Consider the following 15,885-nt stretch of genomic DNA (forward strand, 5'->3'; position numbering starts at 1 on the left):
ATCGTTACTACATTCCTAGTCGATGACATACGGCGTCGCAAGCGACACTGTTATGAGGTGTTTGGCCTGGATTTTTTGGTCTTTCTCCGGATTGCTGGCTAATAATTTTTGACCGATATCTGCAGGAATGCCATCGGTGGACAAGTCTATAAGCTCAAGTTCGGCGGCGACATCGTCAGGATCGTGAATAATAGATTGCGAACCGAAAGAATCTTGAACCGGGAGTGTTAATGAATTCCGCAGGGCGATCGCCACATCGTTTATTCGGCAAGCATGTAAAAAAATGTAGATAAAACCACGGCAAACGGTGACCAAGTCGCCGTCGCGCTTTATGTGGCAAAGATTTAGTGACTGCTCCAAGCTAATGCCGCGCAGTGGTTCAAAGCGCACCAGCAGGTGTTCCACTCCAGAATAACGCTGCGCGTCCATTGCCTTGCCAACCGAGGCGGCAAATATATAGGGGTCGGCATAGCCTCGATAATCGGATGTGTTGCGGCTTTCTAGTAAACCGTAAAGTGTTGGCGGAAGTTGTCTTGCGAAATCGTTGCAGCGGATGGCATCAATTAGGCTAACCAATCGTGTACTGGTGATTATGTAGGGGATGATTTGGCTAGCGCCAGCTTTCAGCAAGAATTGTTCGTCAGCGTAACGGAGACATTGCACGTTTTCGCGTATCAAGATTTTGATGTTGTGTTTATATCGCGAGCGCAGCTTGTACGTCATCGTTGCCAGTTCAACCACTTCCGTCGGCGACGAGCAGGTGAAGATGACGGTCGCGCTATGTAATTCATCGAATGAATCCATAATTAAGCTATTACTAGCAACGCTAATGCCGACGTGCAACTCAGATGAAATTTCAGCCGCGAGGCCATCGGTAGTCACTATTTGGCCAGTTTCTATGCCACTTTCTACCGCTAGGTCTATATTTGCTGTGTCCTCACTTGGAATATCGATGGCCTCCAGCGTGGCAGCTGAATTTGTGCTTAATAAATACTCCTGCTTAGCGATCACATTATCGTCTGAACTCCAATGATGTATAAAGTATCGATAGTGATCGGCATCTAGTGCGTAAAAGCTGGCAATGCCGGAAAGAAAAGCATTGGCTTGCAGGGCTGCGGTCTCTAGTGATTTTACTGAACCATTGCACAGAAATAGTATGCAGTGTTGATACTGTCTTGCCCATGCTTGCCAGCGGGCTAAAACCTTGTCCAATTTTCGCTGATTGTCAGTAGGGAAGGCGTTTGACTTGAGGAAAATAATGTACAAAGCCGGCTTGACTGACGGCATTTTTTTTACATCTCGCAGCAAGATCGCGGCCGATGCTGATACTTTTTCTTCTGGGTCATGCCAAAAATGAACGTCTTTGAATTGGGTGTTTAGGCATTGATCTAGTCGCTGTGAGACCAGCTCATCTAAGCCGCGGAATAGACTTTCGGGCTCACATAGGCCAATAAAACGGGGGGTATTGCTAGTACAGATACTTGAAATGAGGGCAGGCACGTGCTTTTTCCCCGCGCTTACGCAGAGATAGATCGACCCTGGTCTCATCTCGCTGCCACTGCTTGGGATATTCGACACCCCTAGCGAGCGCGATCTACGTTCAATGTTGGTATCTAAAATTTTGTCTGTCCCTACTTCCCTGAGGTGTTATGTTCATATTAGTGCAAGTCAAAGCGATAGCATCTACTCTTACAAAATAAATATTAAACTATTTCAATGTTTTGGTGTAGTGATCTAAGAGTCTATCTGGAATTTGGCAGGTATTATGGGTAATCTGTTCTTGGGTTTTCAGGTGGCGTGCCGAAACAGTAAGGAGTGCTGTGTTGTCGAATAGTAACCACGATGTGGGTACCGCTTATGGCGCATTTGGCGATGATTCGTCTGGCTACCAGGAGTTGAGCGAAAGCGAATATATTCTGTCGATACTTATCAAGTGGCCCGCACTTGCGCAAATGAATGGCTTGGCAGTGGCTAGGCCGATGTCTAGTGATGCCATAAATAAGACATCGCTTAAGGAAAAGCCCTAGTGCCAGTCGTGATTGTTTCAGGCCAGCGCGGCGGTGTGGGGACAACCACCGTGGTGTCGAACTTGGCTGCTGCTCTGCAACGAGCGGGCGAGCAGACCCTGTCTCTTGATTTACATTCAGATAACCAACTTTGCGTGAATTTCGGTGTTGACCAAGAACTCACAACTGGTTGGGGGCAGGCAGTCAGCAGTGGCAAAGATTGGAAACAGTGTGCTTTTCAGGCAGTCGATGGGCGTCGCGTTTTGCCCTTTGGCGATGTGCCACCTTATCAATATTCACAATTTCGCGAAGGGCTTGCCTCGTCGGTGACAGCAATGGCGGCATCGTTATCGGCCAGCGATGGTGATTGGCTGTTGGTTGATATGCCAGTAGATCGCCAGCAGGCGCTATGCGATAACCCGACTGCGCGTATCTACGAGGCAATATACGCCTTGGCAGATATTAGCCTTTATGTGATAAATCCGGATCTCGCGTGTTACCGCCTACTTAAGCAGGCCGCTTTGGCCGGTGAATCGCTGGATACAAAGCAGTTCTACCTTATTAATGGCTTAGATACCGACTCGTCTCTCAGCATGGATATCGAGCTATTATTACAAGCTGAATATTCCAAGCAGATATTACCTGTTTCGATTCACCTGGATGCCGCCGTGCCAGAAGCCGCCGCTTTTATGTCAGCAGTGAATGCTTATATGCCCGATAGTCAGGCTAGTGGCGACTACCATTCTCTAGCATTGTGGTGTATCGGTCACTTGTCCAAGGGTGACGCAGATGTCTAAAGCAATTGATATAAGCGAACTAGACGTTGGCCAGCTGATGTCGGTGATGCGGCGTTACTATAGTGCGCGTTTGGCCGCTTTTCGCGGCCTTAAACCTTATCGATTGACGGGCTTCCTTATCGTACCGCTGTGGTTAAGCTTTTGTTTGATGTTCTTAAAACCCCGAGTGGCAGGAGTTGAAAGTTGGCGATTGCCCTTAGTCTATTTTCCCCATATTAATTTTAGTCGGCCGCGGATTAGCGACATTTTTAGATTTGTCATTCAATTGGCTTGGTTATTCGTGGTCAGGCAGCCCCAGCCGGAGCAGAGTCGTATTGACTTGATCGGCGCATCGACAGCGGTTGATCAGCCACTTGCACCGCACACTCGTGCTGTCCACGCTTTAAAGGCATTGTTGTTTCACAATGCCCTGAGTCGTCGTTTGCGAGCGCGACTGCAAACGCTGGAGTCGCAATCGACGAGTGGCGTCAGCTCAACATCAAAAAGACCATTTACCGGTACAACGGCAGGCAGAACGATCTTTGGCTTTCTGTTAGTTGCCCTGGCATTAGTTACATTCACCGTCCCGCTTACTGTGCAGGATCAGTTTATTTTCGTCAGTTTATTATTCCTTTTGGCCTACGGACTCAATCGAGTGCCTGGGCATATTCCGTTGATGTTGATGGTGGGGATATCGCTGCTAGCATCGGGTCGCTATATTTGGTGGCGCTGTACCTCAACCTTAAATTTTGATGACCCCTTGGGCTTAGCCTTTGGGATTGGCTTGCTCATGGCAGAAGCCTATGCATGGCTGGTGATGTTATTAGGTTATGTGCAAAATATTCGCCCATTGCAGCGCGGTACTGTTGCCTTGCCGGTTGATACACGTGTGTGGCCCAGCGTCGATATTATGATTCCTTCCTATAATGAAGATTTGAGCGTGGTACGCGCGACGGTATACGCCTGCCTAGGTTTGGATTGGCCTAAGGAAAAGCTTCATATTCATATTTTGGATGACGGCAAACGCGATAGTTTTAAAGATTTTGCCGCCGAAGTGGGGGTGGGCTACATCCGGCGGCCGAAAAATAATCACGCTAAAGCCGGCAATATCAATTACGCCTTAAAGCAAACCAGTGGCGAGTATGTGGCAATATTTGACTGTGACCACATTCCTACCCGGGTGTTTTTACAAATAAGTATGGGATGGTTTTTAAAGGACCCCAAACTGGCGATTATACAAACACCCCACCATTTCTTTTCCCCAGATCCATTTGAACGCAATTTGTCTAATTTCCGTAAGGTGCCAAACGAAGGTGGCTTGTTTTATGGCCTAATTCAAGACGGTAATGATCTTTGGAATAGTACTTTCTTTTGTGGCTCCTGCGCGATATTGCGGCGTGCACCATTAGAAGAGATAGGCGGTATTGCGGTGGAGACCGTCACTGAAGACGCTCACACCTCCCTGCGTTTGCATCGCCTCGGGTATCGTTCGGCTTATCTGCGGGCGCCATTGTCGGCAGGTCTGGCGACGGAAACCTTATCTGCCCATATTGGCCAACGTATTCGCTGGGCGCGGGGCATGGCGCAAATTTTGAGAACCGACAACCCTTTACTTGGCCCGGGATTGAATTGGCAGCAGCGTTTGTGTTATCTGAATGCCATGCTGCATTTTTTATCTGGCATTCCGCGTCTTATCTTTCTTACCGCGCCATTGATGTTTTTGATATTTCATACTTACATTATTTACGCGCCAGCCTTGATTTTGGTACTTTATGTACTGCCCCATATTCTCCATTCAAGTATTACCAATTCGCGTATGCAAGGTAAGTATCGCTACTCGTTTTGGGGTGAAGTCTATGAAGTGGTGCTCTCCTGGTATATCGCAAGACCGACGACGGTAGCCTTGTTTGCCCCGCACAAAGGCAGCTTTAACGTGACCGCAAAGGGTGGGCTGGTCGAAAAATCGTATTATGATTGGGTTATATCCAAACCTTATATGCTGCTTGTTTTGGCAAATTTTATTGGCTTGGGACTCGGTGTTCATCGATATTTTAATGGCCCACAAAATGAAGTTGGTGCAGTTATCGTCAATATGATCTGGACGCTTTACAACGTCTTGATTATTGGTAGTGCGGTGGCGGTCGCCTCAGAAATGAAGCAAGTGCGCCGAGTGCATAGGGTAGAGACGAGCATTCCCGCAATGGTAAGACTAAGCAGCGGCCATTTAATACAGGCGACGGTCATGGATTTTTCTTTGGACGGCTTGCGCGTTGCGGTGAATGATATGAGTAAATTGCCACGGGGTCAGTTTGATATTGATATTATCTTAAACCGAGCTAATCGCGAGTTCACCTTCCCTATGCGCAGTGTATACACCTTAGACAATGCCATGGGTTTGCACTTGAAGCCGCTCAGCACCGTGCAGATGACGGATTTTGTGCAGTGCACCTTCGCGCGTGCAGATACTTGGATTAAGTGGCAGAACTCCTATGAGGTGGATCGTCCGATGGCAAGCATGGCGGCAGTTTTCCGTGCTGCTATTTATGGTTACCGACGTCTGTTTGCACTCGCGCCATGGCCATTGCCTGAAATCGCCCGGTGGCTAGTTGCCCGCGTTAAATATCTATCCTCCTTTAGCCCTAGAAAAGTGTCGCCGAGAGCAGAATACCTATGAGTATCATCAATATTCGCCTTGCTATGATCTTCGCATTTGCAACTATTATGCTGTCACCGTTTGCCTATGGTGACCCCTTGTCAATGTTGCTTGACGATGAGCCCAAAGTCATAAAGCGCGATTATTTACTGAGTGACTTGGGCTATGGTGGATCAATTGAATTACAGGGTAGTAAAAGCGACACCTATATCGGATTCGGTTCGCGGCTAGATGAGGTCGTTATCGGCGGCGACATAGAGCTACGCTTCACGCCGTCACCGGCATTGCAGTCGAAATTCTCACATTTGAAAGTCTATCTTAATCAAGAGTTAATGGGCGTGGTTGCCATTGAGGAAGGCAAGCAAGGCCAGTTGCTAGATGCAAAAATACCTTTGGATCCTCGATTTTTTGCAAACTATAACCAAGTTCGAATTGAGCTTATTGGTCATTTAGATCTTGAGTGCTGGAACCCCGATGATCAAAGTATTTGGGCTGAAATCAGTAAAAATAGCCGTATCCAGATCAGCTCTCGCAAGATCAGGCTTCGCAATGAACTCGGTTTTTTGCCTGCGCCATTTTTTGACGAGCGCGAATTTACTAAATTAATACTGCCGGTGCTGTTTCCCGAGTCACCGAGTGTTGAACTTGTTAAATCTGCGGGGGTGGCGGCATCTTATTTTGGCGCACTGTCGAAGTGGCGGGGCGCAGAGTTTCCGGTTCACTTTGATCAGCTTCCCACTCAGCACGCGCTGATCTTTATGACCAATACTGAACGTCCGGCATTCTTAAAAGATTTCCCGCCGGTAAATAAGCCGACTTTGCAGGTGATTAGTCACCCAGAAAACCCCTACATTAAGTTTCTGCTAGTTATGGGCCGCGACACCAAGGAATTACTAACGGCGGTTAAGGGTCTCGCCTTGGGAAATTCTGTTTTGACCGGGCCGGTGGCAGAGATTAACCGGGCACTGCAAATCGAGCCGCGTAGCCCTTACGACGCGCCTAATTGGGTGCGTACCGACCGCAAGGTATTGTTTTCTGAGTTGGTCGAGAATAAGCAGGAACTGCAAATTAGCGGACGCAATTCGTCGCCCATCAATATTAGCTTGCAGTTGCCGCCTGATCTATTTACCTGGCGTAGCCGCGGAATACCGATGGATTTGCATTATCGCTACTCGCCACCGCCCGAGGACTACGATGGCTCACGCATGAGTGTGTCGATCAATAAGCAATTTGTAGAGGCGTTTAATTTAAGTCAACGCGGTATAAGCGGAGATGAAAAGCGAGTCCGAATTCCACTGCTTACTGATAGTTTCAGTGGTGGTGATTTGGTGCGGATTCCCGCCTTTAAAGTGGGCAGTAAAAACCAATTAGAATTTCAGTTTTCTTTTACCAGTATTAGCAGTGGAGCCTGTAAAACTATTCCGGCGGCGCCACCAAAGGCAGTGGTTGACGGCAGCTCAAGTGTCGATTTTTCTGGCTACCCGCATTACATTGAAATGCCGAGTTTGCGCGCTTTTGCAAATGCAGGGTTTCCATTTACGCGCATGGCCGACTTGAGTGAAACCATCGTTGTGTTGCCCGCTGCGATAGGCAAACCAGAGATCGAAACGTTTTTACAGTTATTAGGTTTTATTGGTGCGAGTTCGGGCTACCCCGCGGTGGGCGTAGAAGTGGTCAATGACTGGGACGCAGCGCAGTTGCAAGACAAGGACATATTGGCAATCAGCGTCACATCCGGGCTTAGTTCTGCCATGGCCGACTCCGACGCGCTGCCGATGATTTTAAGTGAAACCGAGCGCGCCATTTCAAGACCGTTTCGAAATAGGCAGGCGTCTTTGAATATTGGCGAAAATGGGCGTTCGGTCGACAATGAAGTCGCAGAGAATGTCAATGTAAGCGCGACCGGAGGGCTGGCGGCGGTCGTTGGCGCTGAGTCGCCATACACCCCTGGTCGGAGCGTGATCGCGGTAATGGCTGCAAGTACTGAAGATCTTGGCAAAGTGAGCGCAGCTTTTAATGACAGTGGTAAAATCACTGCGATGTTTGGATCTGTGGCGGTGTTTCGCGAGGACCGTGTTAGCAGTTACCTAGTCGGAGACCGTTACTACGTGGGTAAACTTCCAATATGGCAGCTAATTTGGTACCACTTTTCAGAACACCCGTTTTTACTGTTGCTGCTTGCCGCATTATTAATCGCTATGTTGGTGGTGGTGATCTGGCGGATTCTCAATCAAATTGCGGCAATGCGCTTGCGTGCTGGAGAGGATGAGTAGTGAGACATGGGCTGCTGTTTTTGGCGCTTTTACTGCCGATTGCAACATGGGCTGATGAGCGCTGTTCCTGGTCGCATTGGGCGTCTTTTAAAGCGGCGTATATTGAAAGTGGGCGAGTCATTGATCGCAGTGACCCGCGTCAAATCACTACGTCTGAAGGCCAGTCTTACGGGATGTTTTTCGCGCTGGTCGCCAATGACCGCGCTAGTTTTGATCAGTTACTACATTGGACTCAAGGCGAACTGGCGGCGGGGGATCTTGGTGCCTATTTGCCCGCATGGTTATGGGGGCGCATTGAGCAGCCGGCATCAGGGAGCGCAAAGACCTCTTTCGGCGTGCTCGATAATAATTCGGCAGCAGATTCTGATTTGTGGATTGCTTATACCCTGATTGAGGCTGGCCGTTTGTGGCAGCATTATTACTACACCTCGCTTGGCTATTTATTATTGGAGCAGATCCGCCGCTACGAAGTAGTGGATATACCTAATTTAGGTTTGAGTGTGCTGCCAGCCCCAAAGGGCTTTGCCGACGGTAGTGGTAGTTTTCGGCTCAACCCTAGCTATGCGCCCTTGCAGATATTAGATCGCTTCGCGAGTCTTTATCCCGCGCGAGATTGGCAGGCAATTTCCGCCAGTACCCGCCGCTTGATTATTCAGACTATGCCAAAAGGTTACTCACCAGATTGGGTGAAGATTTCACCGCCATATAAGACCAGTAATTGGGTGTTGGACCTGGGTAGTTATGACGCAATACGCAGCTATTTGTGGGCGGGGATGTTGGCGGATTCACATCCGCATAAAGTTGAGTTGATGGCCGCAATGAAGCCGATGGCACTGGCTGTTAAGGAGAATGGCGCGCCGCCTGAAAAAATAAATGTTAGCACTGGACTTTATTCAGGAACAGGATCAGCGGGATTTTCTGCGGCGCTGCTGCCGTTCTTGGCACAGTACGACTTACCCGAGGTACTGGGTCAGCAGCGCCAACGTGCGGCGGCGGTGTGGGAGCCTGCAATCGATAAGTCGCGATATTATGCAACGGTGTTGGCCTTGTTTGGCACAGGCTGGGATCAGGGGTATTTCCGCTTTTCCAGCGACGGTGCTTTGATTCCCGCATGGCAGTCAAGGTGTGAATCTTGAAGCTTTGGCGATGGGTTTACTTCAGTGTTTTCGTGCTTTTTTGTGGTTTGTTCTACCAATGGTTTTTCGGTAACACGCCAGAGTTAGAGTCGGCGGTATCTGCTGAATCAGGGTTTGTTAGTGTCGTTGGCCAGGATGCTGCTGCGGACGACGTTGATTACTTAGACGATGAGTTCACCGCCGAGCTCATTGCTCAGATGCAGTTAGGCGATGCTCTCGATCGACGGGATTTATTAGAAAGCGCACTAGATCGTTTGCTGGTCATTAGTCCCAATCATCCAGGGGCATTTTTTTTCCGCGCTTATATCGCCTTGGCGGATGACGATTTAGCGGGTGCGAACGCTATTTTAGCGGCCCGCGAGTTGGCGGCTCCCGGCGCGCTCGAAACTCGACAATTATCCGCCTATATTGCGAGCATGAGCAGTAAGCGAGTCAACTTGGCGCAAGCGCGTATTTTGCGTCGCACCGCCCGCTATAAAGATGCCTTGAGTAGTTATAAAAAACTCTTCCCAGATGGCATGCCGACCTTAAAGTTAGAGCTAGAGTTGCTTGATGTATTGGCTAACATTGAGGGCAATGAGGCCCGAGTATTGGCTCGATTGTCAGAGTTGAATCGACAGTATCCTAATGTTGCATTGTTGGAGCTCAGCCTGGCTGAATTCCGAAGTCAGCAAAACCCCTATGATTCTGCCGCCTTAGCGATTTATCGCAGTTTGGCGCAGGGTGATGGCCTAGGGCGGCGGGCCGCAGGGTCTTGGATTCGAACCTTAGGGCGACTGCCGAAGACGGCGGCAGTGATGAATGACTACGCGCTATTAGCACAGCGCTATCCTGATGATCTGGATATTCAAAATGCTTATCGCAATGTGTTAAATGAACTTCTCGCCGAGAAGGAGCGCCTTAAAAATCCTTATTATCGAGCAAAGAAACAGGGTTTGGCGTCGCTTGATGCCGATAGGCTTGCCGCAGCAGAAAAAAAACTGAATTTCGCCCTGCGTGGCTTCCCTGATGACGCCGATGTCAATGGCGGTTTAGGTGTAATCTATCTGCGTCGTGGTGATCATGATCGCGCGTTACGGTATTTCAAAAAAGCGGCGCGCTTTAACCAAGACCCTGATCTAAACGAAAAATGGGCGATCCTCATTAGCACTAGCCGTTATTGGTCAGCGCTGCGTCGAGGCGAAGCCTTAATGGATATCGGTAAATATGAAGAGTCGCAGGCGCAGCTAAATCTGGCTCGTAAAATTGACTCTTCGAATGCGGCGACGTATGTCGCTCTTGCGGAACTTGCGCTTGCTCGCGGCAAACTATTAACCGCAGATGTATATTACGGCGAGGCCTTGCGACGCGACTCGGGCGATCAATCTGCGCTATGGGGGCGCGTGCAATTGCGAGAGCGTCTCAGTGGTCGCGCGGCTGCGTTAGCAATGGCGGACCGAGAGTATTCGAGTTCCCAGCGGCAGCGTATTGCCACTCAACTCCGCAGCCTCAGAATCGATGGCGAAATGGACGTACTTAGCCGTTTGAACCCGGTGGGTGATAGACGTGCTTATATTGCCGCGGTTGATCGTGTTATTGCCTTGCAGCCTATATCACCTTGGCAGCGTGCGGACATTGCCAATGCCTTGCTTGATGCTGGTGAAGCGGCGCGGGCAGATGCACTGATGGCTGATTGGGCTGATGGCGATGAAAACCCTGAGATGGCATTTTCCTACGGTTTGTATTTATCAGCTAGGGGGAATTTGGCTGGCGCAATAAGAGTGCTAAATGGTATTCCCGAGGGCCAGCGCAGCGTTGCGATGCAGGGAAATATCATGCGCTTGAACTTGGATCGGGAACTGGCCGGCATGCAGAATTCAGGCAGCGAAGAGTCAATTGCAATAGGCCGGCAACTTGATCAAATGGCCAAACAGTATAGCAATCAACCGCTAGCGCTATTACGTCTTGCTGATATCGCCGTTGATTTAGATGAGCGTGAGCGCGCGCTAAGGATTGTGAATGGGATATCTGCCGATGAGGGCTGGGAGTTTCAAACTTTATTAGATTACGCCCGCTTATTGCTCACACTGGATCAATTCGACCGCTTTATGCAGTGGCAGAAGGATTCGGAAACCAAGCAGTATTCGCTCGCAGAGCAGGCTCAGCTAGACGATTTAGTTTTGGAGTATTATCTTGCCAGAGCGAGATTTTATACAGAGCGTGGCGATACGATTACCGCTTATTCAATGTATCAACGCGCCCTGCAGCGTCCTGCGGCGGGGCAAGTGTCAGCGCGCATCAGTTTGTTGAAAATCACCGCGCAGTTAGATCGTCAAACGGAATTAAAAGCGCAAAGTGAGGCCTTGTTAGCTGAGAGTAACAATTTGAGTTCTAGCGAGATTTTGGACATTTCGACAGTGTTACAAAACGCTAAATTGCTTGCCGAGCGACACCAGTTTATGGCGGTTTTAAAAACCCGTGACGATCTTAGCGCCCAGCAGTTCAGAGAGGCGATGTTGCTAGAAAAAGATATGCGTGACTGGGATTCGGCTGAAGAATATGCGTATTTAGGGCTGCAGCAGGCGCAAATAGAAGCGCGACCGGGCTTGGCGGGTCGAGCTTCGGGCCAGCGAGAGCTTTATGCCGATGCCGATGAGGAGTACTGGTTAACTAGCAGTCTAAAATCCTCAATTAGTGAGTTTAGGGAAAGGCGCGATAGCTATATTAAGTTTGGTATTGATCAGAATTTTCGCAGCGGAAGAGACACGACCTCGCAGGTTCCGATAGAAGTGCGATGGGCTGTGCCATCCTTAGATGGTCATCTGCTATTGCGCGTGGATTATGTGACCATTAATTCGAATACCGTTGACTATATAGATCCCGGTGCCTTGCCGCCGACGACCATTACCAGAATTCCATTTGCGGAGAAGGCGAGTGGGATTGCACTTGGTATTGGCTGGGATGCAAAAAATTGGCATGCCGATATTGGTACCACGCCGATAGGTTTTCGCGAGTCGAATTTTGTATTTGGCGCGGGGCTTAAGGGCAGTGTGGGTGAGCTGGGTTGGAATGTAGTGCTGTCACAGCGGCCAGAGGTGAGTTCGACCTTGTCCTACGCCGGTATGGAAGTTCCCTCAGGGGCAGCGAGCTCGGGTACTGACTGGGGCGGTGTTATCCTCACTGGCGCTAAGCTGGGTTTGAGTTACGATCTTGGTGGTTCCAATGGCTACTGGGCTAGTTTGCAGTATCATCTTATTAGCGGCGACAAGGTGGCGGATAATACGCGGCTTGGCCTCTTAGGTGGTGTTTACCACCGGGTGATCGATGAAGAGAATCGTAAGTTTCGTGTTGGTTTGAACGTGTTACATTTTCAATATGATAAGAATTTAAGTGAGGTAAGTTTACAACACGGCTCATATTTCAGTCCGCAAAACTATATCTCCGTGTCTTTGCCGATTAGATACTATGGTCGCTATGGCAATGACTGGTCCTATTTAATGGCGGCGTCGGTGTCGAATTCCTGGTCGAGTGAAGATGCACCCTATTTGCTGGGTGGCGGCAGTTCGTCTGGCGGTGGATTTGGCTATGCACTTGAGGCAGCTATTGAAAAACGAGTCAGTAAGCGCTGGTATGTCGGCTTAGCAGCAGATATACAGCGAGCAGATTTTTTCGAGCCCAATCATGTGGTTATGTACGCGAAATATACTTTTAATGAACGCTGGCAGCCGATTTGGACGCCGCCTGAACCGCCTATCCCCTATAGTCGTTTTGACTGAATACTGACTGTCCTCAGCATCTGAGTTTTTCTTTATCGTAAATCCAAACCAATAGGCTAATCTGCTATGAGTAAGGTTCTGATACTCCACCACTATGAGATGTCACCGTTTTCAGAAAAAGTGCGGGCGATGTTTGGCTACTGTAATTTGGAATGGCAATCGGTGTTAACAAGCGCAATGCCACCACGCCCGCTGTTGTTGCCTTTAGCAGGCGGATACCGACGAATTCCTGTTGCCCAAATCGGTGCCGATATATTTTGTGATACGCGAATTATTTCCGCTGAAGTGGCGACATTAACCCAGCGACCTAAATTTGCGATGCCGAGCTTAAGTGCCGATGAACAGGCATACATAGAATATTTAGATAGCGATATTTTTAGCGCCGCCTTCAGTGCCATCTCGCCGCTGACGCTGATGTCGTCTTTGCTCAGGCGTATGTCTCCCCTTAAAGTTTTTGCTTTGATTCGTGACAGGCTATCTATGGCGAAGGGTGGCAATTTGCGCAGACCCTCGGCGAAAAAAGCGTTGATGATTATTCGGAAACATATGCAGGACTTGGATCAGCGGGTGTCGAATGCGCAATACTTGCAGGGAGATAGTCCCACTCTAGCCGATTTTTCTGCCTTCCATAGCTTATGGTTTTATTTTGCAATGACTCGCACAAAGCCGCCATCAGAACTAAGTAACTTTGCCGCCTGGTATGCTCGCATTGCAGATTTTGGTCACGGTAAGCGCCAAGAGATAAGCCCAGAAAGTGCTTTAGATATCGCCAAAAAAGCGCTACCTCGCGCTATACCAGATAGCATGCGGGAGGATGAAAATGTAGGTAGGCGCGTGCAAATTTCACCGTCTGACTATGGGCTAGTCGCGGTGGAGGGAGTACTTGTTGGCGCCGATTCTGAACGCCTGATTCTTGCTAAGACGAGTGAGGACTTGGGGGAGGTGAACGTCCACTTCCCAAGGCATGGCTATACACTTAATGTGGTCTAAGCTCCTTAGCATTTATCAGCATATTCGGGTCGCTGATGCTTTTGAATTTTCCGCCGCTATGGGATCTCTATGCAGGTTTTAGTGATTGGCTACGTTTGGCCGGAGCCAAATTCCTCGGCCGCTGGCCGGCGGATGATGGATTTACTGGGCGTCTTTCTCAGCCGCGGTGACACCGTAACATTCGTTAGCGCCGCCCAGCGTGGCGAGCACAGCGTTGATCTTGAAGGCATGAATATCAGGATCGCAGAGGTCAGATTAAATTGTTCAAGTTTTGATGATTTTGTGGCTGACCTAAAGCCCGCCGTTGTTTTGTTTGACCGATTCTTCACTGAAGAACAGTTTGGCTGGCGAGTTGAACGAAGTTGCGAAACGGCATTGCGCATCCTCGATACAGAAGACCTTCATTGTTTGCGTCACGCCCGTCATCAGGCCTTAAAGCAAGGTCGTGAGGTGAGGCGCAGTGATCTCTTTAGTGAGTTGGCGCAGCGTGAAATTGCAGCCATATGGCGCTGTGATATTAGTTTGATTATTTCCGAATATGAGATGAGCCTTTTGCAGGGTACCTACGGCGTGGCTGCAGATGTCTTGCACTATCTGCCCTTGCTGTCGGACACGAATGCACAAGACTGGGTGGGGTGGACTGGTTTTGATGCCCGTCAACACTGCATTGTCATTGGTAATTTTCGGCATGCACCAAACTGGGATTCCGTACTGTATCTGCGTTCAGAGATTTGGCCACAAATTCGCAAATCACTTCCCGGCGTTGAGTGTCATGTTTACGGTGCATACCCGCCACCTAAGGCGCTTCAGCTTCACAGCGAGAAACTTGGATTTCTGGTGAAGGGCTGGGCAAAAAATGCGGTAGAAGTCGTGACTTCCGCACGCCTTTGCCTAGCGCCTCTGCGTTTTGGCGCTGGTCAAAAAGGTAAGTTATTGGAGGCGATGGAGTGTGGGACACCCACGGTAACTAGCGAAGTCGGAGCCGAGGGAATGCAGGGGGATTTGCCGTGGAGTGGTGAGGTTGTCAGTGCTTCAAGTTTATTTATTGAAGATTTTGTTACGGCTACTTTGCGTCTTTATCAAGATAAAAACGAATGGCAGGTGGCGCAAGAAAAAGCAAAAGCACTGCTGGCGTCACGTTACCAAAAGAATGTGTATTTGCCGCTATTTGAACAGCGCTTAGATGCAGTATTTGAGCAGCTGCATACTCACCGCCAAAGCCATTTTTATGGTCTTATGCTTCGTCACCAAACACTCAAAAGCCATCAGTATATGTCGCAGTGGATAGAAGCGAAGAACCGCGTGACGTATATTGATGGGGATACTTTTTGAAGATTGCTTTTAGCCTGTAAATCTGCGAATGTTAAAGGCTTTCATGAAGCATATTGATTTTATTAATAATAAAAGTTGCTGATACGCAGGCTTTTAAGTTTAGCCGGCAGAGGTGGGAGCGATATGCAACATATGATTTTTGACGCCCATTTACACATTATAGACCCCGCTTTTCCCTTGGTGAGTAATGATGGTTACTTGCCAGATGAGTTCACGGTTGATGATTATATTGGCCAAACTGCATCCTTGGGTGTTGGCGGAGGGGCAGTTGTTTCTGGTTCGTTTCAAAGTTTTGATCAAAGTTATTTAATCGCGGCTTTGGCTGCATTAGGACCTACCTTTGTTGGCGTGACGCAACTACCTTTTTCTGTCAGTGACGAGGACTTGTTTCTACTAGGTAGTCATGGTGTGCGCGCAGTGCGATTTAATTTGCGCCGCGGTGGATCAGAAAGCAGCAAGTATCTTTGCGAATTTGCACATCGGGTGTACGACTTATTGGGTTGGCATATTGAGATTTATGCAGACTGTAAAACGCTAGTGGATCTTGAAGGTAAGCTCTGCCGGCTTCCCGCTGTTAGCATCGATCACCTTGGTTTATCCAAGGAGGGTTTGCCGCTCTTATACCGCCTGGCTGAAAGTGGTGCTCGAGTGAAAGCAACTGGATTTGGCCGAGTAAATTTTGCAGTTAGCCAAGCGATAAAGCGCTTGTTTGAGATCAACCCCGAGGCCTTAATGTTTGGCACTGATCTGCCTTCAACTCGCTCGCCACGAGCCTTTAATCCGGTAGACATTGAAATTATTGGCAATGCCCTTGGCGATGCTGCGACCAAAAAAGTGCTGTGGGATAATGCCGCGGCGTTTTATCGACTTGGTGTCTGACACTAAGTCGACGGCACGCTTGAGTTGACTGCTTTTGCCTAGTTCTTTACAGTTCCGGCCACAATAACCCTCGATAAACCCCGCA

At 49.0% G+C, this 15,885-nt stretch carries 10 protein-coding genes; 9 read left to right on the forward strand and 1 reads right to left on the reverse strand.

Features of this window, described 5'->3' with window-relative positions:
* Positions 1–15: 15 nt before the first annotated feature.
* On the reverse strand, positions 16–1,620 hold the full coding sequence (locus AB4875_RS08955) for a BcsE family c-di-GMP-binding protein (RefSeq protein ID WP_368377062.1): 1,605 nt from the start codon (positions 1,618–1,620) through the stop codon (positions 16–18).
* Between the two features lie 203 nt (positions 1,621–1,823).
* Here AB4875_RS08955 and AB4875_RS08960 point away from each other — a divergent pair, with 203 nt between their 5' ends.
* The 9 genes from AB4875_RS08960 to AB4875_RS09000 all read left to right on the forward strand — a co-directional run bounded on the left by AB4875_RS08960 (position 1,824) and on the right by AB4875_RS09000 (position 15,800).
* On the forward strand, positions 1,824–2,027 hold the full coding sequence (locus AB4875_RS08960) for a hypothetical protein (protein ID WP_368375721.1): 204 nt from the start codon (positions 1,824–1,826) through the stop codon (positions 2,025–2,027).
* Positions 2,027–2,803 (forward strand): cellulose biosynthesis protein BcsQ, encoded by a 777-nt coding sequence (bcsQ, locus tag AB4875_RS08965; RefSeq protein WP_368375722.1) that lies wholly within the window; start codon positions 2,027–2,029, stop codon positions 2,801–2,803. Before AB4875_RS08960 ends, bcsQ begins: the two co-directional genes overlap by 1 nt.
* Entirely contained in the window at positions 2,796–5,456 is a 2,661-nt protein-coding gene (gene bcsA / locus AB4875_RS08970) for a UDP-forming cellulose synthase catalytic subunit (RefSeq protein ID WP_368375723.1), read from the forward strand. Before bcsQ ends, bcsA begins: the two co-directional genes overlap by 8 nt.
* Complete coding sequence (bcsB, locus tag AB4875_RS08975; protein ID WP_368375724.1) at positions 5,453–7,708, forward strand: cellulose biosynthesis cyclic di-GMP-binding regulatory protein BcsB; 2,256 nt, start codon at positions 5,453–5,455, stop codon at positions 7,706–7,708. The genes bcsA and bcsB overlap by 4 nt, the downstream gene beginning before the upstream one ends.
* Positions 7,708–8,844 carry a cellulose synthase complex periplasmic endoglucanase BcsZ gene (gene bcsZ, locus AB4875_RS08980; RefSeq protein ID WP_368375725.1) on the forward strand — a complete coding sequence of 379 codons (1,137 nt, stop codon included), beginning with the start codon at positions 7,708–7,710 and terminating at the stop codon, positions 8,842–8,844. The genes bcsB and bcsZ overlap by 1 nt, the downstream gene beginning before the upstream one ends.
* Positions 8,841–12,599: a cellulose synthase subunit BcsC-related outer membrane protein gene (locus AB4875_RS08985; RefSeq protein ID WP_368375726.1), complete on the forward strand. Its 3,759-nt coding sequence runs from the start codon at positions 8,841–8,843 to the stop codon at positions 12,597–12,599. The genes bcsZ and AB4875_RS08985 overlap by 4 nt, the downstream gene beginning before the upstream one ends.
* A gap of 66 nt (positions 12,600–12,665) precedes the next feature.
* Positions 12,666–13,589 (forward strand): glutathione S-transferase family protein, encoded by a 924-nt coding sequence (locus tag AB4875_RS08990; RefSeq protein WP_368375727.1) that lies wholly within the window; start codon positions 12,666–12,668, stop codon positions 13,587–13,589.
* A gap of 69 nt (positions 13,590–13,658) precedes the next feature.
* On the forward strand, positions 13,659–14,921 hold the full coding sequence (locus AB4875_RS08995; protein WP_368375728.1) for a glycosyltransferase: 1,263 nt from the start codon (positions 13,659–13,661) through the stop codon (positions 14,919–14,921).
* A gap of 123 nt (positions 14,922–15,044) precedes the next feature.
* Positions 15,045–15,800 (forward strand): amidohydrolase family protein, encoded by a 756-nt coding sequence (locus tag AB4875_RS09000; RefSeq protein ID WP_368375729.1) that lies wholly within the window; start codon positions 15,045–15,047, stop codon positions 15,798–15,800.
* Positions 15,801–15,885: the final 85 nt, after the last annotated feature.

The sequence above is a fragment of the Zhongshania sp. R06B22 genome (assembly GCF_040892595.1).
GTDB classification, from domain to species: domain Bacteria; phylum Pseudomonadota; class Gammaproteobacteria; order Pseudomonadales; family Spongiibacteraceae; genus Spongiibacter; species Spongiibacter arctica.

Coding starts and splice junctions, on each gene's coding strand:
- bcsA (WP_368375723.1), top strand. CDS start 2,796: ATGTCTAAAGCAATTGATATAAGCGAACTAGACGTTGGCCAGCTGATG.
- AB4875_RS08990 (WP_368375727.1), top strand. CDS start 12,666: ATGAGTAAGGTTCTGATACTCCACCACTATGAGATGTCACCGTTTTCA.
- bcsB (WP_368375724.1), top strand. CDS start 5,453: ATGAGTATCATCAATATTCGCCTTGCTATGATCTTCGCATTTGCAACT.
- AB4875_RS09000 (WP_368375729.1), top strand. CDS start 15,045: ATGCAACATATGATTTTTGACGCCCATTTACACATTATAGACCCCGCT.
- AB4875_RS08995 (WP_368375728.1), top strand. CDS start 13,659: ATGCAGGTTTTAGTGATTGGCTACGTTTGGCCGGAGCCAAATTCCTCG.